This window comes from Streptomyces sp. NPDC003247 (genome assembly GCF_042888135.1).
Lineage (GTDB): Bacteria > Actinomycetota > Actinomycetes > Streptomycetales > Streptomycetaceae > Streptomyces.
Genome location: NZ_JBIAPF010000006.1, coordinates 164,382 through 184,068, shown reverse-complemented (window position 1 = coordinate 184,068; position 19,687 = coordinate 164,382). Strand labels below are relative to the sequence as shown.

The window sequence follows — 19,687 nt, the reverse complement described above, 5'->3', positions numbered from 1 at the left end:
GGGTGCGGCCGAGACGCGGGAGGGGGTCGCCGTCTGTCGAGATCAGACGCTACGGTCGCCAATGATTCACGTCCAACATAGATTTTGGATGTAGCGATACCTGGAGAGCATCAATGTTCACCCTTGCCCAGCTGACGAGCTTCGTGGCCGTCGCCGAAGAACTGCACTTCACCCGTGCCGCGGAGCGGCTGAACATGACGCAGCCGCCGCTGAGCCGGCAGATCCAGCTGCTGGAGAACGAGCTGCGCGTGCACCTGCTGGACCGCACCAACCGCACGGTGCGGCTCACCCCCGCCGGCCGGGCCTTCCTGGTCGAGGCCCGCCGCATCCTGCGCCAGTCCGAGCACGCCACCCTCGCCGTGCGCCGGGTCTCCACCGGAGAGGCGGGCGCGATCGCCGTCGGGTTCACGGCCGCCAGCGCCTACTCCGCCCTCGGCGATCTTCTCCAGACCGCACGGGCGGCGCTGCCGGGGGTGGAGATCCTGCTCCAGGAACTCGTCACCCGGGACCAGCTCAAAGCGCTCGGCGAGGGGTCGCTCGACCTCGGGCTGATCCGGCCCTCGGCCACCGGGGCGGACCTGACCTCGCGCACGGCCGTACGGGAGGGGCTGCTGGCGGCCCTGCCCGCGCAGCATCCGCTGGCCGCGGGGTCGGGGCCGCTGCGGGTCGGGGACCTCGCGGGCGAGGACTTCCTGATGTACTCGCCCATCGAGGCCCGCTACTTCCATGAGCTGCTGGTCAGCATCTTCCGGGCCGCGGACGTCCGGCCCGTCTTCACCCAGTACCTCACCCAGGTGCACAGCATCCTGGCCCTGGTCAACGGCGGCTGGGGGATCGCTCTCGTCCCCGAGGCCGCGGCGCAGATGCGCTACGGCGGGATCGTCTTCCGGCCCGTGGACCTGCCGGACCCGCAGCCGGTCGAACTGAACTTCGTATGGCGCAAAAACAACGACAATCCGGCTCTGGATGCGCTGCTGTCCCACCTGTGACATCCGCTCGGCACGTTCATGTCACATGACTGTCATGCAAGGAAGGTATCGCAAGCAACAAAATTCGACATGGACGTGCATCAGAACCATCTCTACGGTCAACTCAGCCACCGGTTCGGTGGCTCGGACCGCACGCGGCACCGCTGCCGTATCCCCCGGGTCTAGGAGAGTGACCATGACGGTTCTCGGCCGGCAGGACGAGCCGGCGACCGCCGGCCCCGAGCCGCCCCCGGCGCGGCCCGGCTCGGGCAACGGTTTCGGCCAGGTGCTTCGACGCCGCGGCGGACCGCACCGGGCGAGCGACCCTCCGGTGCCGGTGTTGTCGGCGCGCCACCGAGCGCGGCGTGCCCGGACCGCTCCGGCCACGCCGGTCTCCCGCCCGGCGGCCGACGGCCGGCCCTCGACCCGCTAGCCGTCACCGCAGACCGCGCAGACCGCGCAGACCGCGCAGACCGCGCAGACCGCGCAGACCGCGCAGACCGCGCAGACCGCGCAGACCGCGCAGACCCTGCGATCTGTTCCGGTCGCGCAGACCTGTGCCCCGTGCCGACTGCGCGGACCGCGCAGACCTGTGATCCGTGCCGGTCGCGCAGACACGCGACCGTGCCCTCTGCGACCGTGCCCTCCGTGCCGACCGTGCGGTGGCGCGGAGGGCGGCCGAGGAGCCGGCTCCGATCCCGAGCCGGCAGGGCCGCGCGGGAGAACGACCGGCGTCCCACGCCACTTGGGGCGCCCGAGCCGCCGTCCGCCCCGCCCGTACCCCTCCGGCGCCGGCCGCCCTGCGGTCCGCCCCCCCGCCGCGCCGCCTGTCACGGCGCGACGCCACCGCCGTTCCGCGTGCGGTCGGCCACGCCCTGCCCCGCCCCACCCCGCATCCCAGCCGTGCCGCGTTCCGTGCCGTCCCGGCACCGGCTGCTCAACCACAGTTCAAAGGGGAGCTGACATGCCACTTCTCGTAGTCGGAATCAGCGTTCTGGTCCTGCTACTCCTCATGACCCGGCTGAAGCTGAACGGCTTCGCGGCGCTCCTGCTGGTGGCGGTCGGTGTCGCCGTGGTGCAGGGGATACCGGTGACGGACATCCCGGACGTCCTCTCGGACGGCATCGGGGGCCAGATCGGTGACACCATGCTCACCATCGGGCTCGGCGCCATGGTCGGCCGCGTCATGGGGGACTCCGGCGCCGCCCAGCGCATAGCCGGCAAACTCCTCGACGCCTTCGGCCCGCGCTGGGTCCAGGTCGCCATGGTCGTCACCTCCATGCTCATCGGCGTGACCATGTTCTACGAGGTCGCCTTCATCATCATCGTGCCCATCGCCTTCACCCTGGTCCGGGTCACCGGGGCGAACCTGCTGTGGGTCGGGCTCCCGATGTCGATCGCCCTGTCGACCATGCACAGCTTCCTTCCCCCGCACCCCGGCCCCACCGCCGTCGCCGCGACCTTCCACGCCTCCGTCGGACTGACGCTGTTCTACGGCCTGTTCATCGCGGTCCCGGCCGGCGCGCTCATCGCGCTGCTCTGGCCGCGACTGCCGTTCATCAAGGCCATGTCCCCGGCCATCCCCAAGGGCCTGGTCAGCGAGCGCGAGTTCACCGACGAGGAGATGCCCGGCCTCGGCTGGTCCCTGTTCGTCGCCCTCTTCCCCGTCGTCCTGATCGCCGGCGCCGCGGTGACCGACATGGCCGCCTCCGGCGAGAGCCCGCTGCTGCACACGGTCGCGTTCATCGGCTCGGCGCCGATCGCGCTCCTGCTGACGCTGCTCCTGGCGATCTGGGCGTTCGGACCGAGGATCGGCCGCAGCCTGTCGGACGTCAGCTCCTCCTGCGGCTCGGCGGCCCAGGCGATGGCGATGATCCTGCTGGTGATCGGTGCCGGCGGCGCCTTCAAGAACGTCCTCGTCGAGGGAGGCATCTCCGACTACATCAAGGACATCACCGAGAGCTGGACCATCTCGCCCATCATCCTCGCCTGGCTCATCGCGGTCATCCTGCGGGTGGCCCTCGGCTCGGCGACGGTCGCCGTCGTCACGGCCTCCGGCGTGGTGCTGCCCCTGCTCGCCGGCAGCGGGGTGAGCCCCGAGATGATGGTGCTCGCCGTCTCCTGCGGCTCCATCGCCTTCTCCCACGTCAACGACCCCGGCTTCTGGCTGTTCAAGGAGTACTTCAACCTCTCCGTCATCCAGGCGATCAAGGTGCGCACGACGTACACGACGGTGCTGTCGGTCCTCGGCCTGGGCGGTGTCCTGGCGGCCGAGTACACCATCGGCGTCCTCGGTCTGTGACCCCCGGGCCCTCCCGGGCCCCCTCCGTCCCGTCCCGGTCCCACCCGCGTACACCCCCGCACCCCGTATCCAGACCCCGTAGCCCCGTACCCCCGTACACAAGGAACTCGAAACCAGCATGAGCACGAGCCAGCCGACCGTCACCGCCTTCTCCGTCTATCCCGTGGCGGGCCGCGACTGCATGGAACTGAACCTCTCCGGTGCCCACGGCCCCTACTTCACCCGCAACATCGTCGTCCTGACGGACTCCGAGGGGCGCACGGGTCTGGGTGAGGTGCCCGGCGGAGAGAAGATCACGCAGACCCTGCGCGACGCCGAGTCCCTCGTGGTCGGTGCGAAAGTCGGCGACTACAAGCGGGTCCTGCGGGAGATCGGGGACCGTTTCGCCGACCGCGACTCCGGCGGACGCGGCGCGCAGACCTTCGACCTGCGCACCACCGTCCACGCCGTCACCGCCGTCGAGTCCGCGCTGCTGGACCTCCTCGGCCAGCACCTGGACGTGCCGGTCGCCGCACTCCTCGGGGACGGGCAGCAGCGCGACTCGGTCCGCGTGCTGGGCTACCTCTTCTACGTCGGCGACCCGGGCCGCACGGACCTGGAGTACGTCCGCGAACACGACGCGGACGTCGACTGGTACCGGATCCGGCACGAGGAGGCGCTGACCCCCGAGGCGATCGTCCGCCAGGCCGAGGCCACCTACGACCTGTACGGCTTCCGCGACTTCAAGCTGAAGGGCGGCGTCCTGGACGGCGCCGAGGAGGTCAAGGCCGTCCTGGCGCTGAAGGAACGCTTCCCCGAGGCCCGGATCACCCTCGACCCCAACGGCGCCTGGTCGCTGCGCGAGGCCATCGAGCTCTGCGAGCCGCTGGTCGGCACGCTCGCCTACGCCGAGGACCCCTGCGGGGCCGAGGGCGGTTACTCCGGGCGGGAGGTGCTCGCCGAGTTCCGCCGCGCGACCGGTCTGCCCACCGCGACCAACATGATCGCGACCGACTGGCGGCAGCTGACCCACGCGCTGGCTCTGCAGTCGGTCTCCATCCCGCTGGCCGACCCGCACTTCTGGACCATGCAGGGCTCCGTGCGCGTGGCTCAGCTGTGCAACGCGATGGGTCTGACCTGGGGCTGCCACTCCAACAACCACTTCGACATCTCCCTGGCCATGGTCACGCACTGCGGGGCCGCGGCGCCCGGCGCGTACAACGCCCTGGACACGCACTGGATCTGGCAGGAGGGCCTGGAGCGGCTCACCGTCGCCCCGCCCCGCATCGTCGACGGCGAGATCGCCGTGCCCGACGCCCCGGGGCTCGGCGTCCAGCTCGACATGGACCGCCTCCTCGCCGCGCACGAGCTGTACCGCGCCAAGGCCCTGGGGGCGCGGGACGACGCCACCGGCATGCGGTACCTGGTCCCCGGCTGGGAGTTCGACGCCAAGCGGCCCTGCCTGGTGCGCTAGCGGCCTGTCGTGCGAGGGGCCGCAGGGGGCCGACGGTGCCGTGTCGGCGGGGGGCGGCTGTCCGGGACATGTCCCGGACAGCCCGGACAGGCCCGGAACAGCCGGTCCGCCCCTACCGTCGCTCAGCATGGACACCACACGCAGAGCGTTGTTGAGAGGAATCGCGGCCGTCCCCTTCGCCGTCACGGCCGGCGGACTGTCCGTCCCGTCCGTGGCGCGGGCGGCGGAGCCGGAGTACCGGCTGAGGAGGTACGACCGTGACGGCACGCCGACCGGCACCACATGGGCCGCAGCCATTCAGGGGCTGAAAACCGAAGAGCGGCTCGCCGTGGCCGGCCTCGTCGGGGACGTGCTCGGCAGGGCCGAGCGGCGCGCGTCGCGCCCCGGTGACTGGCGGGACGGCGCGGGGTCCGCGCCGAAGCCCGACGGACTGGACTTCGCCTTCGGGTGGGACACGAGAGCCGCGTACCGGCAGGACGCCGTCGGCGACCGGTGGTACCCGCAGGGCATCACCACGAGCTACGACGCCCACGGCGGCTCGGTACCGGGAAGCGGCGGGAGGAAGGTCGCCCTCGTCTCCTGGTACGACAGACGGTCCGGCGGCAACCAGGGCGCCAGGGTGTCCGTCGTCGACATCACCCGCACCGGCGCGTCGAGCCTCCCGCGCTACGACCACGTCCTGCTCGTCATACCGGCCAAGGAGTCGGGAGAGCCCTACGACTTCCGGGTCACCGAACTGCACGCGGGCGGTGTCGCCTGGGCGGGAAGGTGGCTGTACGTGGCGGACAAGGACCACGGCCTGTACGTCTTCGACACCGCCAGTGTGCTCAAGGTGTCGCGGGGGTCGACGGCGGCGGCCCGCAGGCGTGCCCGGGCCTGGTGCGGCTACCACGGCGGTGACGGCACGTACTACGCGCACGGCTACCGGTACGTCATGCCCCTGCACCACGTGTACCGGCCGGCCGGTGGGTCGGCGGCGCTGCGCTACTCGCAGGTGTCGCTGGACCGTACCCAGGGAGCCGCGCGGTCGCTCGTGGTCAGCGAGTACTTCGAGACGAGCGCCGACGGCGTGGCCGTGCGCTGGGACCTCGACAGTGCCGGACACCTCACCGCCGAGCGGTCCACCTCCGTCTGGCCGCTGCGCATCCCCAGGGTGCAGGGCGCGGTCTGCGTCGGCGACCGCACCTACTACTCGGCCAACGCCTCCCTCCCGCCCGACGGCGCCGACGCCGGTGCGGAGCAGGGGGAACTGTGGTTGCAGTACCCGCGAGGCGAGAAGATGACCGCCCCGCGCGGCAAGCTGAGCCTGGGTCCGGAAGACCTCAGCTACCAGCCGCGGACCAGGGGCGGTTCCCTCTGGGGCCTCGCCGAGCACCCGGGCAGGAGGCGCGTGTACCGCATCCGCCTCTGAACGCGTGTACCGCATCCGCCTCTGGACCGGTGGGCCCGCGGGGCCTCAGGTGTCGCGGGGCTTCGCCGGTACGCACCGCCAGGCGAGGCCCGCGGCGGCCAGGTAGGCCAGTGCGCCGACGGCCATGCTGGTGCGCAGCCCGGCGCTGTAGTCGGTGGCCGTGGCGAGCAGGCTGCCACCGAGGGCCACGCCGGTGGCGCTGCCGATCTGGCGGGTGGTGTTGAACAGGGCGGAGGCGGCTCCCGAGGAGGCGGGGGGTGCGGCGCCCATCACGGTGGTGGTCGAGCCGGTGAGGGCGAAGGAGGTACCGAATCCCGCGGCCATCATGGGGACCACCAGCAGCGGGTAGGCGGGTTCGGCTCCTGCCGCGGCCCAGCCCGCCAGCCCCAGGGAAGCCAGGAGCATGCCGGAGACCACCAGCGGACGGTCGCCGGTGCGGCGGGTCAGCCGCCCGGACAGGACGGACGCGAACATGGTCATCGCCACCGCGGGGAACAGTGCCAGCCCGGTGCCGAGGGCGCTGAAGCCGCGCTGGTGCTGGAATTCCAGGCTGGCGGTGAAGACCATCCCGTAGAAGCCGAAGTTGAACAGCAGGCCGATGACGGCTCCGCCGCCCATCGCGCGCGAGCGCAGCAGGCTCAGCGGAAGGACCGGGGACCGCGCCGTCCGCTCGCGCACCGCGAACGCCGCGGCGGACAGCGCGGCCAGGCCCGCCCCGGCGAGAACGGCCGGATCGGACCAGCCGCGCCGTCCGGCCTCGTTGAGTGCCGAGGTCAGCAGTGCCACCGCCGCCACGACCGCGCACTGCGCCGGCCAGTCCAGGGACCGGCCGGCGCGGCGGGGCGAGCGCGCCACGTACCGCAGTGTCAGCACCAGGCAGGCCGCACCGGCGGGCAGGTTGACGAGGAACACCCAGCGCCAGCCCACCGTGGAGACGAGCAGGCCGCCCAGCAGCGGCCCGGCGGAGGCCGCGATGCCGGCCATCGACCCCCACATCCCGAAGGCCCGGGAGCGTGCGGCCGGCGCCGGGTAGGACTGCTGGAGCAGGGCCAGGGAACCCGGCACGATCAGCGCCGCGCCGAGCCCCTCCACCAGCCGGGCCGCCACCAGGAAGGCGGCGCTCGGCGCGAGCGCGCACGCGGCCGAGGACACGGTGAACACCGCCACGCCCGAGCAGAAGACACGACGGTTGCCGAGCCGGTCGCCCAGAGCGCCACCGGTCAGCAGGAACCCGGCGAAGACCAGGGTGTACCCGTCCGTGATCCACTGGATGCCGGTGAGCGAGGCGGACAGCTCCCTGCCGATCACCGGCACGGCGACGTTGATGACCGTCACGTCCAGGATCACCATGAAGTACCCGGCGCACACCGCCAGCAGCGGTGCCGCGGACCGTCGCCCGGACTCCGGGGCGGGCCCGGGGGAGGACACGGACTCACCGCCACCGGCCGACTCCGCGAACGCCACGGCCCCCACTCCATCCCGTCCACGGAGGAACTGCTTCGGAATGTCACGATAAGTTCCCTGTGCTCCGCATTGCGGGAACCTTGCTGCGCGCATCGTCTCCGGCCGGCAGGGAAACGGACGCGGTGGGCGTGGGGGACGGCCCGGTCCCCACGGATGAGGGCGCCGGCCGGGGCCCGGCGGGCGCGGCCCGTGAGGTGCCGCCCGCGGATCGGCGCCGCCCGTGGAACGGCCCGTCAGACGCGGGTGACCGCCTTGCGCAGGCCGTAGGCGGCGGCGCCGGCCACGAGCACCGCGGCTCCCCACAGCACCGAGGCCGGTGGCAGCGCGAAGGCCAGGACCAGGCAGCCCACCGCGCCGACGATCGGCACGATCCGCGCGGGGCGACCCTCGGCCGGAGTCAGCGTCCAGGCGGAGGCGTTGGCGATCGCGTAGTAGGCCAGCACGCCGAAGGAGGAGAAGCCGATCGCGCCGCGCACGTCCGCGGTGGCGGCCAGGACGACGACCATCGCGCCGACCGCCGACTCGGCGCGGTGCGGCACCCCGAACCGAGGGTGGACCGCGGCCAGCGCGTGCGGCAGGTGCCGGTCGCGGGCCATGGCCAGGGTGGTGCGCGACACCCCGAGGATCAGCGCCAGCAGCGACCCGATCGCCGCGACGGCCGCCCCGGCGCGCACCACCGGCACCAGTCCCGGGACCCCGGCGGCGCGCACCGCCTCGGCGAGCGGGTCCACGGTGCGGGCGAGCCCGTCCGCGCCGAGCACCGCGAGCACGGCGACGGCGACGGCCGCGTAGACGGCCAGCGTGATGCCGAGCGCGAGAGGGACGGCGCGGGGGACGGTCCGCCTGGGGTCACGGACCTCCTCGCCGAGGGTGGCGATGCGGGCGTACCCGGCGAACGCGAAGAACAGCAGCCCGGCCGCCTGGAGCACGCCGCCGAACGCCGCGTGCGCCCCCGCGTCCAGCCGCGCGACCCGCGCCTGGCCGCCGGTCAGGCAGGCGGTGACCACGGCGGCGAGCACCGCCAGAACGACCGCGACGATCCCGCGCGTCAACCACGCGGACTTCTGCACGCCGACGTAGTTCACCCCGGTCAGCGCCACCACGGTGGCGACCGCCACGGCGTGGGCCTGGTCCGGCCACACGTACGTGCCCACGGTCAGGGCCATCGCCGCGCAGGAGGCGGTCTTGCCGACCACGAAGCCCCAGCCGGCCAGGTAGCCCCAGAAGTCGCCCAGTCGCTCGCGGCCGTAGACGTAGGTGCCTCCCGACCGCGGATAACGCGCCGCCAGGCGGGCGGAGGAGGTGGCGTTGCAGTACGCCACCACGGCGGCCAGCGCCAGGCCGATCAGCAGCCCCGGGCCGGCCGCGCGGGCGGCCGGGGCGAGCGCGGCGAAGACACCCGCGCCGATCATCGAACCGAGCCCGATCACCACGGCGTCGAACACGCCCAGGTGCCGCTTCAGCTCTCCCGCTCCGGCAGACGCCGCCGACCCGCCCATCGCACGCTCCTCGAACACAGCCCACGGACATCACAGGCTCCGATACCGGCGCACGATAGAGGAACGGGGTGTCGAGCAGGGGAACCGCCCGCTTCCGGCTCCGATCCGCATCCCCGCGGATGATCTCGCGTGGTCGATCGAGGCCGGCGCCGCCGCACCGGCACCGGTTCCCGGCGGACCTCACCGGACCCGTCGCCGTCCGCGGAGCCGGCCCCGCGGACGTCCTCGCCCGGCCGACGACGGTCGCGCGGCCCCCGGGCGTCGGGTCCGGTACCTCGGTGACGGCGACGGCGACGGCGACGGCGACGGCGACGGCGACGGCGGTACGGCGTCGGGCCGCGGCCGTCGCCGTACCGCTACCCGCCGAGAGCGCCGGTGCCCCCACGGCCGTAGCGTCGACCGGCCCCGCCCGGGAAACGGACCTCGATCTCCAGCCCGCCGTCGGGGTTGGCGGTCGCGGTGATCTCGCCGTGGTGGGCGAGCACCACGGCCCGGACGATGGACAGGCCGAGCCCGGCGCCCCCGTCGGAGGCCGACCGGCTGCCGTCGCCGCGGACGAAGGGTTCCAGCAGCCGGTCCACCCGCTCCGCGCGAACGACCCGGCCTGTGTTGACCACCCGCAGGAACCCGCCGTCCGCCGTGCGGCCCGTGGACACGGTGACGCGGCCTGCCGGATGGTTGTGCCGGATGGCGTTGCCGATCAGATTGGCCGTCATCCGTTCCAGCAGCACCGGATCGCCGCGCATCGGCGCGGGCCGCAGATCCCGGTGCGCCACGAGGCGCTTCGCGCTCAGCCCGGCGGCGGCGCCCGCCAGTGCACCGGCGGTGACCGTGGCGAGGTCCACCGTGCGGGACTCGCCCGTTCCCGCCTGGCTGTGCGCCAGCGCGAGCAGGCCGTCCAGGGTGCGGCGGCTGTGGTCGGCCGCCTCCCGGACGTCCTCGGCCATGGTCAGCAGTTCCGCCCGGCTGGGCTCGCCGTCGAGCGTCACGTCTATGGCGGTCCGCATGGTGGCGAGCGGGGTGCGCAGCTCGTGCGCGGCGTTCGCGGTGAACAGCCGCTGGCTCTCCAACGCCCGGTCGCGTTCGGCGATCCCGCGCTGGATCCGGTCCAGCATCCCGTTGACGGTCCTGGCCAGCGCCGCGAGCTCGTCCCGCGCCGGGTTCACCGGCACCCGGTCGGACAGGTTCTCCGCGGACAGCCGCCGGGCGGCGGCCGAGATCGTGCGGATCGGTCGCAGCACCCGGCCGGCCACCAGCCAGCCGAGCAGAGCGGCCAGCAGGGTGACGGCCGCCAGCGCGATCCAGGCCTGCCCCACCAGTGTGGCCAGGGTGTCGTCGCGCACCCTGCGGGCCAGTTCCGAGGAATCCGGCGGCGGCAGCGGCTCGGTGGTGCCCGCTCCGGCGTACCGCACGACGATTCTGTGCTGGGTCAGGTTCCGGCGCGTCAGCAGGTAGGTGAGCGCGCTCAGCAGCACCCCCGAAGCCAGCACCAGCGCGGTGTAGAGCAGGGTGAGCTTGCCGCGTGCGGTCAGACGGACGGATCTCACCGCATCACGCCCGGAGCCGGTAGCCGGCGCCGGTCACGGTCTCGATCACGGGCGGGTCGCCGAGCTTGCGACGCAGCGTGCCGACAGTGATCCGGACCGCGTTGGTGAACGGATCCGCATGCTCGTCCCACACCTTCTCCAGCAGGGTCTCCGCGCTGACCACGGCACCGGCGGCGGACAGCAACTGCGTGAGCACGCCGAACTCCTTGGGCGCCAGGGAGAGCAGCCGGCCCGCGCGTTCCGCGGTACGCCGCGCCGGATCCAGGGTCACGTCACCGGCACGCAGCACCGGCGGCCGGGCCGGGGCGCTGCGCCGGGCCAGCGCGTGCACCCGGGCCACCAGTTCGGAGAACGCGAACGGCTTGCCGAGGTAGTCGTCGGCGCCCAGGGTGAGCCCGTCCACCCTGTCCTCGACCGTGCCGAAGGCGGTCAGCATCAGGATGCGCGAGGATCCCCGGTCCGCCAGCCGACGGCACACCGTGTCGCCGTGCACCACCGGCAGGTGCCGGTCCAGCACCACGACGTCGTACCGGTTCAGCTCGCACTTCTCCAGCGCCTCCCGGCCGTCCGGGGCCAGGTCGACGGCGAAGCCGTGCTTGCGCAGACCGGTCGCGATGTACCGCGCCAGTGGCTGTTCGTCCTCCACCAAGAGCACCCGCATGGGCCGATTATGGCCATCGGGACCTATGGATCTCGTATGGGTGCGCGAACGGCCGCCCATACGTGCGGCCCGGTAGACCTGCCGGTGATCACATCCCCTTGGCGAAAGGCAGTCACCCATGGCGACCCGTCCCTCCCGGCGTACAGCACTCGCACTGCTCGGCGCGGCCCCGGCCGGCGGACTCGTGGCAGGCATCGCCGTCCCGGCCGCGGCCGACGACCGGTCCGGCCCGCTGCCCGCGGGCCTCCTGCCCGGCGGCGAACTGGACCAGTACGTGGCGGACAAGGCGGCGGCGGACGAGTTCTCCGGTTCGCTGCTGCTGACCCATCGGGGCCGAACCGTGCTGGCACGCTCGTACGGCACGGCCGACAAGCAGCGCGCCGTCCCGAACGGGCCGGACACGCTCTTCCCGCTGGCCTCGGTGACCAAGCTGTTCACCGCGGTCGCCGTCGCGCAGTTGGCGCAGCAGCGGAAGGTCGCCTACGGCGCCCCGCTCGGCACCTACCTCGACGGCTTCCCCTCCTCCGTCGCGGACACCGTGACCGTGCACCATCTGCTCACCCATACCTCGGGTTTCGGCGACTTCCACGCGTTGCCCGGTTACGAGACCGCCGCGGCCGGCTGGACCACCCCGGAGCAGACCATGAACGGCACCACGGACCTGATCCGGCGGTCCGAGCCGAGTTTCGCCCCGGGCGCCGGATGGCTCTACAGCAACGCCGGCTACCACCTGCTCGGCGCGATCGTGCAAGAGGTGACCGGCATGTCGTACTACGACTACGTGCGGCACCACGTGTTCGCCGCGGCCGGGATGACCGAGACACGCTTCCTCACCATGCCGCAGTGGCAGGCGGGCCGGAACATCGCGCATCCCTACCACCGTGACGCGCAGGGCCGGTGGACCGACGCGATCACGCAGTTCCGGTACATCGTCGGCGATCCGGCCGGTGACGCGTTCACCACCTGCGCCGATCTCGATCGCTTCGGGCGTTTTCTCTGGCAGCACAAACTCCTCGACCCGGGCCAGACGGCTCTGATGCTGAGCGGGAAGGTGCCGCTGGTCCAGGCCGGCACGGCCCCGGCCGACGGCACCGGCGTCCCCGCGCAGGCCCTCTTCCAGGCTTACGGCCCCACCGGAGCGCTCGTCGCCGGCCAGTGGACGTTCGGCCACGGTGGCGGCAACCCCGCCGGCATCTCGACCTCGATCGACGTGTACCCGGAGGCCGACTGGGGCGTCGTCGTGCTCTCCAACTACGACGGCGTCGTCGTCCCGTCGATAGCGAGCCTCGCGCGGAAGCTGATCACCGCCGGACCATGACCCCGGCACCGCACGCCCGTCCCGAGCCGCTCGTTGGCTGACGTCCCGGCGGCACGGCGCGGTGCCGAGGGGCGCCCGCCGGGGTGCGCTGCGCGGCCGGCCACGGACCGGCCGGGGTCGGCCGCGCGAGCGCACCGGCCGGGGTCGGCCGCGCGAGCGCACCGGCCGGGGTCGGCCGCGCGAGCGCACCGGCCCCGCTCAGCCCGCGAACGGTACCTGCACCGACGACGCCCTCTCCCCGGCCGGGTGCGCCCACAGTCCTTGCCCGGCGAGCCGCGGCAGCACTCCCTCCCCGAACCAGTACGCCTCCTCCAGGTGCGGGTACCCGGACAGCACGAACTCCTCGATGCCCAGCGCCGCGTACTCCTTGATCCGCTCGGCCACCTCCTCGTGGCTGCCCACCAGGGCGGTGCCCGCGCCTCCGCGCACCAGGCCGATCCCGGCCCACAGGTTGGGGTGGATCTCCAGCCCGTCCCGGCTCCCGCCGTGCAGCGTGAGCATCCGCCGCTGCCCCTCGGACTCGCTGCGCGCCAGCCCGGCCTGCACGCTCCGCACGGTCTCCGGGTCGAACCCGTCGAGCAGCCGGTGCGCCTCCGCCCACGCCTGCTCGGAGGTGTCCCGGGTGATGACGTGCAGCCGGATGCCGAACCGCAGCGTGCGTCCCTCCCGCGCGGCGAGCCCCCGGACCCAGGCGATCTTCTCGGCGACCTGGGCCGGCGGCTCGCCCCAGGTGAGGTAGACGTCGGAGTACCGGGCGGCGACCTCGCCGGCGAGCGGTGAGGAGCCCCCGAAGTACACCTCGGGAACGGGATCGGGGACCCGGACGAGCTTCGCGTCCTCGACCCGGAGGTGCTCGCCCTTCAGGTCGACGGTCCCGCCCTCCCACAGCTCGCGGACGATCCGCAGGAACTCGCCGGTACGGCGGTAGCGGTCGTCCTTGTCGAGGAAGTCGCCGTAGGCCCGCTGCTCGTGGCTCTCGCCGCCGGTGACGACGTTCAGCAGCAGGCGTCCGCCGGAGTGCCGCTGGAAGGTGGCGGCCATCTGCGCGGCGAGCGTCGGGGAGACGAAGCCGGGACGGAAGGCCACCAGGAACTTCAGCCGCTCGGTGTGCCGGCTGACCATGGCCGTGGTCAGCCACGCGTCCTCGCACCAGGCGCCGGTGGGGGTGAGCGCGCCCACGAAGCCCAGGTCCTCCGCGGCGCGGGCGATCTGGCTGAGGTAGGCGACCGTGGGCGGCCGGTCACGCCCCGAGGCGGTGGCGGGGGTGCCGTGGCCGCCGCCGACGACATGGCGGCTGTCTCCGTTCGTGGGCAGGAACCAGTGGAAGGTCAGGGACACGAGGGGTCTCCGTTCGGGGGTGTCGCTAGAGGAGGCCGTGGCGGGGCGGTCTGGTCCCGTCCAGGGCGTACCGGCCGATGTGCTGGATCTTCCAGCGGCTCGGGTCGTGCAACGTGTGGGTGCGGGCGTCGCGCCAGTGGCGGTGCAGGTTCGCGGAGTTGAGCGCGGACCGGGTGCCGGAGACCTCGAACAGCGCGCCGGCCACCTCCACCGCCGCGCGGCCGGCCTCCACCTTGGCCGCGGCGACCGCGACGGACGCCTCGGCGGCGGAGTCGTCGGTGAGGTCGGCCCCCGCCGCGTCCACCGCCCGCGCCGCCTCCCGCAGGAGCGCCTCGGACGCCCTCACCCGCAGGGCGAGTTCACCGAACTGCTGGATCAGCAGCGGATCCTCGGCGGCCGTCTCGACCCCGCTCTCGAACCAGGGGCGGCTCTTGGTGCGGACGAACTCCGCGGCCTCGGCCAGCGCTCCCGCGGCGATGCCGGCGTCGATGGCCGCGTGCAGCAGCTGGGCGACCGCGCCGTGCAGCTGGGGCCCCCGGAAGGTGAGGTGGTGGGGCAGGACCCGGTCGGCGGGCACGGACACGCCGTCCAGACGGACGGTGCCGCTGGCGGTCGTCCGCTGGCCGAGGCCGTCCCAGTCGTCGATCACCGTCAGGCCGGGGGAGTCCCGCGGCACGTACGCCACGTGCAGTTCGTCGTCCTCGGCGCGGGCCAGCACCGGGATCCAGTCGGCGAACAGGGCGCCGGTGCAGTAGTGCTTGACGCCGGTGAGGAGGTACGAGCCGTCCGGCGCCGGCTCCAGGCGGGTGCGGATGTCCTGGACGTGCCGGGTGCCGGCCTCCGACTGGGCGTTGCCGAAGCGGCGGCCGGCCAGCAGCTCGGCGAAGAAGAACTTCCGCTGCTCCGGCGTGCCCTGGCGGCGGATCACGTTGACGTAGGCGAAGTGGCTCTGCGGGATCTGGGCGAGGCTGCCGTCGGCGGAGCCCAGCAGCCGGAAGATCTCCGCGAGGGTCTCGGCACGGACGTCCGCGCCGCCGTGTCCGGCGGGCACGGTCACGGCGAGCAGCCCGGAGGCGGAGAGCCGGTCGAGTTCCTCGCGGGGCAGCCTGCGTTCGCTGTCGCGGGCCGAGGCCCCCTCGCGGAACGCGTCGGCCAGGGCCGCCGCGACGGCGACGGCCTCGGCGTCGTCGGCGATGACGTGCGCGGTCATGGCCGTCAGCTCGCCGCGGCCAGGATCGGGGCGCCGCCCAGCACGGCCGAGAACCGGTCGACGACCTGGGTGAGCGCCTCACCGGCGGACGGGGCGACCGTGATCGAGCCGTCCTCGTGGGCGGTGATGTCCTTGTCGAGGGTGAACCAGCCCTGCACGATGTGGGCCGCGCCCATGGAGTTCAGGACGGGCCGCAGCGCGTAGTCGATGGCCAGGACGTGGGCGACGGAACCACCGGTGGCGAGCGGCAGCACGGTCTTCCCGGTGAGCGCGTACTGCGGGAGCAGGTCGAGCAGCGCCTTGAGGACACCGGAGTACGACGCCTTGTAGACGGGGGTGCCGACGACGACACCGTCGGCGCGGGCGAACAGGTCGGTGGCCTCGACGATCGCGGGGTGGCGGAAGTCCGCGCCGAGCAGGGCCTCGGCCGGGACGGTGCGCACGTCCAGAGGGATCACCTGGTGGCCGTGGGCGATGAGCCGCTGGTCGAGGTGGCGCAGCAGGCGGCCGGTGCGGGAGGAGGCGGAGGGGCTGCCGGAGACGGACAGGACGGTGGCCATGGGTCCTCTTTCGGGGAGTCCGGGGCGCCCGCGCGGAACGGGCGCCCCGGGGGGAGCGGTCAGGAGTACCAGGTGGGTTCGGGGAGTTCGCCGTCGAGGACCCAGCGGCCGACCTCGCGGCGCTTGTAGGCGACGGGGTCGTGCAGGGTGTGCGTGCGCACGTTGCGCCAGAAGCGGTCCAGGCCCTCGCCGGTCGCGGTGGAGCGGGCACCGGTGACCTCGAAGATGCGGTTCGAGACCTCCAGGGCGACATCGGTGGCGCGGGCCTTGACCGCCGCCACCCGCACCTCGAAGTCGCCGCGGGCCTGCGCGGTCACCGCGTCGGGGTCGTCGTGCAGCGTCTGCCCCTCCGCGGCGACCGCGTCGGCGAGGGCCTCCACGGCCCAGAGCTTGGCGGTGAGGTCGCCGTAGACGTCGATGACGTACGGCTCGTCGACCGCCCGTTCGTGGCCGCCGTGCAGCCAGGAACGGGACTTGGTGCGGGTGTAGGCGGCCGCCGTCTCCAGCGCTCCGGCCGCGATGCCCAGGTAGAAGTTGACGAAGACGAGCTGGATGGTCGGGACGTTGAGGGTGTTGTAGACGCGCGGCTGGAACACCTTGTCGACGTAGCCGGCCGCGGAGGACCACGGGGTGCGGACGCCGTCGAGGGTGACGCCGCCGCTCTCGGTCAGCCGCTGGCCGATGTTGTCCCAGTCGTCGTGGAAGGTCAGGCCCTCGCTGTCGGAGGGGACGATCGCGAACACGTGCTGTTCGGTGCCCTCCAGCACGCCTTCGAGGACGGTGACGTCGGAGACCTTGCTGCCGGTGGAGAAGGATTTGCGTCCGGTGAAGACGAGGTCGTCGCCGTCCTCGGTGACCACGACGTCCCTGTCCCGCGGGTTGACGGCGCCGCCGAAGAACCAGCGGCCCCGGGCGGCCTCGGCCTCGACGTGCTCCCACTGCTCACGGGTGCCGACGAGCCGGGCGGCCCAGTTCCACAGGTAGTGGTAGCCGAGGAGCTGGCCGATGGACCCGTCGGCCTTGGCGATCTCACGGACGACGCGGTAGGCGGTGGGCCACGGCTGGCCCCCGCCGCCGTGCTCGACCGGGCCGAGCAGGGTGACCAGGCCGGCGTCCTTCAGCAACTGGACCTCGGCGTACGGGGTGGCGCCGGCGCGGTCGCGTGCGGCGGCGTCGGTGGCGAGGACGGCGGCGACCTCGGCGGCGCGGCCGATCCATTCCTCGGGGGTCTGCGGGGCGGGCTGGGTCTGCCAGTCGGGGTGCGTGGCGGTGCTCATACTCGTCGACCTCTTTCGCGGTGCGGTGCGGAAGGTGGGGGGCGGTCAGGCGCGGACCGGGACGGCGGCGGACCCGGCCTCGGCGTCGGTCTCGGTGGTTTCGTTCTCGTTGTTCGTCTCGTTCCCGTTGTCCGTTTCGCTCTCGTTCTCGGTATCGGGGAGTTGTGCCTCCAGCTCGCGGACGAGGGGCAGCACGCGTCGGCCGAAGTACTCGACCTCCTCGTGGTAGTGGAGGAAGCCGAGGAGGAAGAGGTCGACGCCGAGCTTCTTGTAGGCGACGATCCGCTCGGCGATCTGCTCCGGAGTGCCGATGAGGCCGGTACGGAAGCCGTCGTTGTACTGGACGAGGTCCTCGAAGGTGGAGTCCTGCCACATGCCCTTGCCGTCGGCGGTGGACCGTCCCGCCTGCTTCACGGCGGCGCCGAAGCCCTCGACGGCCTCGCTGTCCGCCTTCGCGACGATCTCCCGGAGGGTCTCGCGCGCCTCGCCCTCGGTGTCCCGGGCGATGAGGAAACCGTTGAGGCCGAACTTCGGTGCCGTACGGCCGGCTTCGGCCGCGGACCGGCGTACGTCGGCGATCTGCTCGGTCACGCCGTCGAAGTCCTTGCCGTTGGAGAAGTACCAGTCGGAGACCCGGCCGGCCATCTGCCGCGCGGCGGTGGAGTTGCCGCCCTGGAAGATCTCCGGGTGCGGGCGTTCGGGGGTGTTGAGGGGCTTGGGCTTGAGGGAGAAGTCGCGCAGCCGGTAGAAGTCACCGGCGAGTTCGGCGTGGTCCTCGGTCCAGATCGAGCGCAGCGCGCGGATGAACTCCTCGGACCGGCGGTAGCGCTCGTCGTGCTCCAGCCAGGGTTCGCCGAGGGCGGTGAACTCGCCCTTGAACCAGCCGGAGACGACGTTGACGGCGAAGCGGCCGCCCGAGAGGTGGTCCGCGGTGGCGCCGAGCTTGGCGAGGACGCCGGGGTGCCACAGACCCGGATGGACGGCGGCGATGACCTTCAGCCGCTGGGTGGCGAGGAGCAGGGCGAGGCTGAAGCTGGTCGACTCGTGCTGGTACTCGGCGCCGTAGCTGGCCATGTAGCGGACCTGGCTGAGGGCGTAGTCGAAGCCGTTGTTCTCGGCGAGGACGGCGAGTTCCCGGTTGTAGTCGTATCCCCAGTCGGTGCGCTGCTCGATCGTGCTGGTGACGAGTCCCCCGCTGACGTTGGGGACCCAGTAGGCGAATTTGACGGGCGCTGCGGGCATGCGGAACTCCTGGCGCGAAACGGTGTCGGGCACGCCGAATTCAGGTGCGGAAACACGCTGTGAATCCATGTGCTGGATTCATGCGGTGCATCCCGAGCGGTGCATCCGTACGGTCTGTCCATGCGGTGCGTCGGGCGGTGAATTCAGGCGGTGAGGGGAGCCCGCACGGCACACGACCGCACGACCGGCGACGCGCCTGCGCGTGCGGGTACGGGGTACGGGGTGCGGGTACGGGTGCGGTGCGGGAGAGGGGCGGCGGATCGGGAAGGCGATCAGGCCGCGGCGCAACAGGAGGCGCTGGAGACGCGCGCGAGGTCGACGTGGCGTCGCCGCGTGAGGTCCAGTCGCATCTTCATGCCGTCGATCGTGGCAGCCGCCGACCGCAACGGTCAAGGCAAACCCGACCGGTCTCGTATCGCGGACCATTGAATTTCACGAAGGCGTGACAGGGAAACCCTTGAACGGGTGGTGAATGCGGCCGCATTCTTCCGGCGTGCGGACAGAACAGCTGGAATACATAGCGGCGGTCACCCGGCTCGGCTCGCTGCGCCGGGCCGCCGAGGAACTGCGCCTGTCGCAGCCCGCGTTGAGCGAGACCGTGCGCAACCTGGAGCGCGAGCTGGGCGTGGACCTGCTGGAGCGCAAGCGTTCCGGCGCCACGATGAGCACGTCGGGGCGTGAGCTGCTGCCCCACATCATCGGGGTGCTGGACGCGGTGGACCGGCTGCGCGCGGCGGCGGGCGAGCAGCACCGCATCAGCCGTATGGTGCGCGTCGGCACCGTGAACGCGGCGACCGTGCCGCTGCTCATCCCGGTGGTGCGGGAGTTCCGCGCCGCGCACCCCGTCACCCAGGTCGAGGTGGTGGCGGCCCAGCAGACCGACATCCACCGGACGCTGCTGGAGGGGGGCTTCGACCTGGGCCTGGTGAACCACTTGGAGGGCGACGACATGCCCGCGGAGTTCGAGTCGACCGAGCTGCTGCGGGGGCGGCCGGTGGTGTGCGTGCGGCCCGACAGCCCGCTGGCGGCCGGGCCGTCGGTGTCGGTGGACGACCTGCTCGGCGTGCCCCTGATCGGGATGCGCTCCGGCTATGTGATGCACCGTTATGTGCACCGGCTCCTCGACGGCCGCGCGCCCTCGTTCGCGTACTCCACCGACGGGGCGGAGATGGGCAAACTCATGGTGGCCGAGGGGCTGGGGGCGACGGTCCTGCCCGACTTCAGCGTCGCCGGCGACCCGCTGGAGCGGCGGGGCGCCCTCACCTACCGGCCGATCAGCGGGGAGACGCCCCGGGTGCTGCTGATGCTGCGCCGACGCCGCGCGGACTCCGTGCCGCAGGCCGCGCAGGACCTGCACGAGGTGTTCGTGCGGACGGCACGGGAACTGGGCACGGGCGGCCGCTGAGGGCACCGGCCCCACCACGGTCCGCACTCGGG

General features: G+C 72.8%; 16 protein-coding genes. 6 read left to right on the top strand and 10 right to left on the bottom strand.

Annotation, left to right across the window (positions count from 1 at the left end; all coding sequences use genetic code 11):
- The first annotated feature begins 113 nt into the window (after nucleotides 1-113).
- The 4 genes from ACFYWQ_RS21800 (at nucleotide 114) to ACFYWQ_RS21785 (ending at nucleotide 6,134) form a co-directional block, all read left to right on the top strand.
- Nucleotides 114-989: a LysR substrate-binding domain-containing protein gene (locus tag ACFYWQ_RS21800; protein WP_389518514.1), complete on the top strand. Its 876-nt coding sequence runs from the start codon at nucleotides 114-116 to the stop codon at nucleotides 987-989.
- 943 nt (nucleotides 990-1,932) lie between these two features.
- The gene (locus ACFYWQ_RS21795; protein WP_389518513.1) at nucleotides 1,933-3,270 is read left to right on the top strand and encodes a gluconate:H+ symporter; all 1,338 of its coding nucleotides are present in this window, start codon (nucleotides 1,933-1,935) and stop codon (nucleotides 3,268-3,270) included.
- Between the two features lie 118 nt (nucleotides 3,271-3,388).
- A complete protein-coding gene (locus ACFYWQ_RS21790) occupies nucleotides 3,389-4,723 on the top strand; it encodes an enolase C-terminal domain-like protein (protein ID WP_389518512.1) in 1,335 nt (444 codons plus the stop codon).
- A 127-nt stretch (nucleotides 4,724-4,850) separates the two neighbouring features.
- Complete coding sequence (locus tag ACFYWQ_RS21785) at nucleotides 4,851-6,134, top strand: hypothetical protein (protein ID WP_389518511.1); 1,284 nt, start codon at nucleotides 4,851-4,853, stop codon at nucleotides 6,132-6,134.
- Between the two features lie 45 nt (nucleotides 6,135-6,179).
- On the opposite strand, the gene ACFYWQ_RS21780 is transcribed toward ACFYWQ_RS21785, so the two are convergent.
- The 4 genes from ACFYWQ_RS21780 to ACFYWQ_RS21765 all read right to left on the bottom strand — a co-directional run bounded on the left by ACFYWQ_RS21780 (nucleotide 6,180) and on the right by ACFYWQ_RS21765 (nucleotide 11,305).
- The gene (locus tag ACFYWQ_RS21780) at nucleotides 6,180-7,598 is read right to left on the bottom strand and encodes an MFS transporter (RefSeq protein WP_389518510.1); all 1,419 of its coding nucleotides are present in this window, start codon (nucleotides 7,596-7,598) and stop codon (nucleotides 6,180-6,182) included.
- A 233-nt stretch (nucleotides 7,599-7,831) separates the two neighbouring features.
- Nucleotides 7,832-9,097, bottom strand: coding sequence for an APC family permease (locus ACFYWQ_RS21775; RefSeq protein ID WP_389518509.1), 1,266 nt, complete (start codon nucleotides 9,095-9,097; stop codon nucleotides 7,832-7,834).
- A 356-nt stretch (nucleotides 9,098-9,453) separates the two neighbouring features.
- Nucleotides 9,454-10,644, bottom strand: coding sequence for a sensor histidine kinase (locus ACFYWQ_RS21770; RefSeq protein WP_389518508.1), 1,191 nt, complete (start codon nucleotides 10,642-10,644; stop codon nucleotides 9,454-9,456).
- A gap of 4 nt (nucleotides 10,645-10,648) precedes the next feature.
- Nucleotides 10,649-11,305, bottom strand: a complete 657-nt coding sequence (locus ACFYWQ_RS21765) for a response regulator transcription factor (protein ID WP_389518507.1) — start codon at nucleotides 11,303-11,305, stop codon at nucleotides 10,649-10,651.
- Between the two features lie 118 nt (nucleotides 11,306-11,423).
- Here ACFYWQ_RS21765 and ACFYWQ_RS21760 point away from each other — a divergent pair, with 118 nt between their 5' ends.
- Nucleotides 11,424-12,623 (top strand): serine hydrolase domain-containing protein, encoded by a 1,200-nt coding sequence (locus ACFYWQ_RS21760; protein WP_389518506.1) that lies wholly within the window; start codon nucleotides 11,424-11,426, stop codon nucleotides 12,621-12,623.
- 198 nt (nucleotides 12,624-12,821) lie between these two features.
- On the opposite strand, the gene ACFYWQ_RS21755 is transcribed toward ACFYWQ_RS21760, so the two are convergent.
- The 6 genes from ACFYWQ_RS21755 to ACFYWQ_RS21730 form a co-directional block, all read right to left on the bottom strand.
- Complete coding sequence (locus tag ACFYWQ_RS21755) at nucleotides 12,822-13,961, bottom strand: LLM class flavin-dependent oxidoreductase (RefSeq protein WP_389518505.1); 1,140 nt, start codon at nucleotides 13,959-13,961, stop codon at nucleotides 12,822-12,824.
- A gap of 25 nt (nucleotides 13,962-13,986) precedes the next feature.
- The gene (locus ACFYWQ_RS21750; RefSeq protein WP_389518504.1) at nucleotides 13,987-15,171 is read right to left on the bottom strand and encodes an SfnB family sulfur acquisition oxidoreductase; all 1,185 of its coding nucleotides are present in this window, start codon (nucleotides 15,169-15,171) and stop codon (nucleotides 13,987-13,989) included.
- A gap of 5 nt (nucleotides 15,172-15,176) precedes the next feature.
- Complete coding sequence (ssuE, locus tag ACFYWQ_RS21745) at nucleotides 15,177-15,731, bottom strand: NADPH-dependent FMN reductase (RefSeq protein WP_389518503.1); 555 nt, start codon at nucleotides 15,729-15,731, stop codon at nucleotides 15,177-15,179.
- A gap of 59 nt (nucleotides 15,732-15,790) precedes the next feature.
- A complete protein-coding gene (locus ACFYWQ_RS21740) occupies nucleotides 15,791-17,008 on the bottom strand; it encodes an acyl-CoA dehydrogenase family protein (RefSeq protein ID WP_389518502.1) in 1,218 nt (405 codons plus the stop codon).
- A 45-nt stretch (nucleotides 17,009-17,053) separates the two neighbouring features.
- Entirely contained in the window at nucleotides 17,054-18,250 is a 1,197-nt protein-coding gene (gene sfnG / locus ACFYWQ_RS21735) for a dimethylsulfone monooxygenase SfnG (protein ID WP_389518501.1), read from the bottom strand.
- Between the two features lie 272 nt (nucleotides 18,251-18,522).
- The gene (locus ACFYWQ_RS21730; protein WP_350786652.1) at nucleotides 18,523-18,600 is read right to left on the bottom strand and encodes a putative leader peptide; all 78 of its coding nucleotides are present in this window, start codon (nucleotides 18,598-18,600) and stop codon (nucleotides 18,523-18,525) included.
- 143 nt (nucleotides 18,601-18,743) lie between these two features.
- Between ACFYWQ_RS21730 and ACFYWQ_RS21725 the strand changes: the two genes are divergently transcribed.
- Nucleotides 18,744-19,655 (top strand): LysR family transcriptional regulator, encoded by a 912-nt coding sequence (locus ACFYWQ_RS21725; RefSeq protein WP_389518500.1) that lies wholly within the window; start codon nucleotides 18,744-18,746, stop codon nucleotides 19,653-19,655.
- The last annotated feature ends 32 nt before the right edge of the window (nucleotides 19,656-19,687 follow it).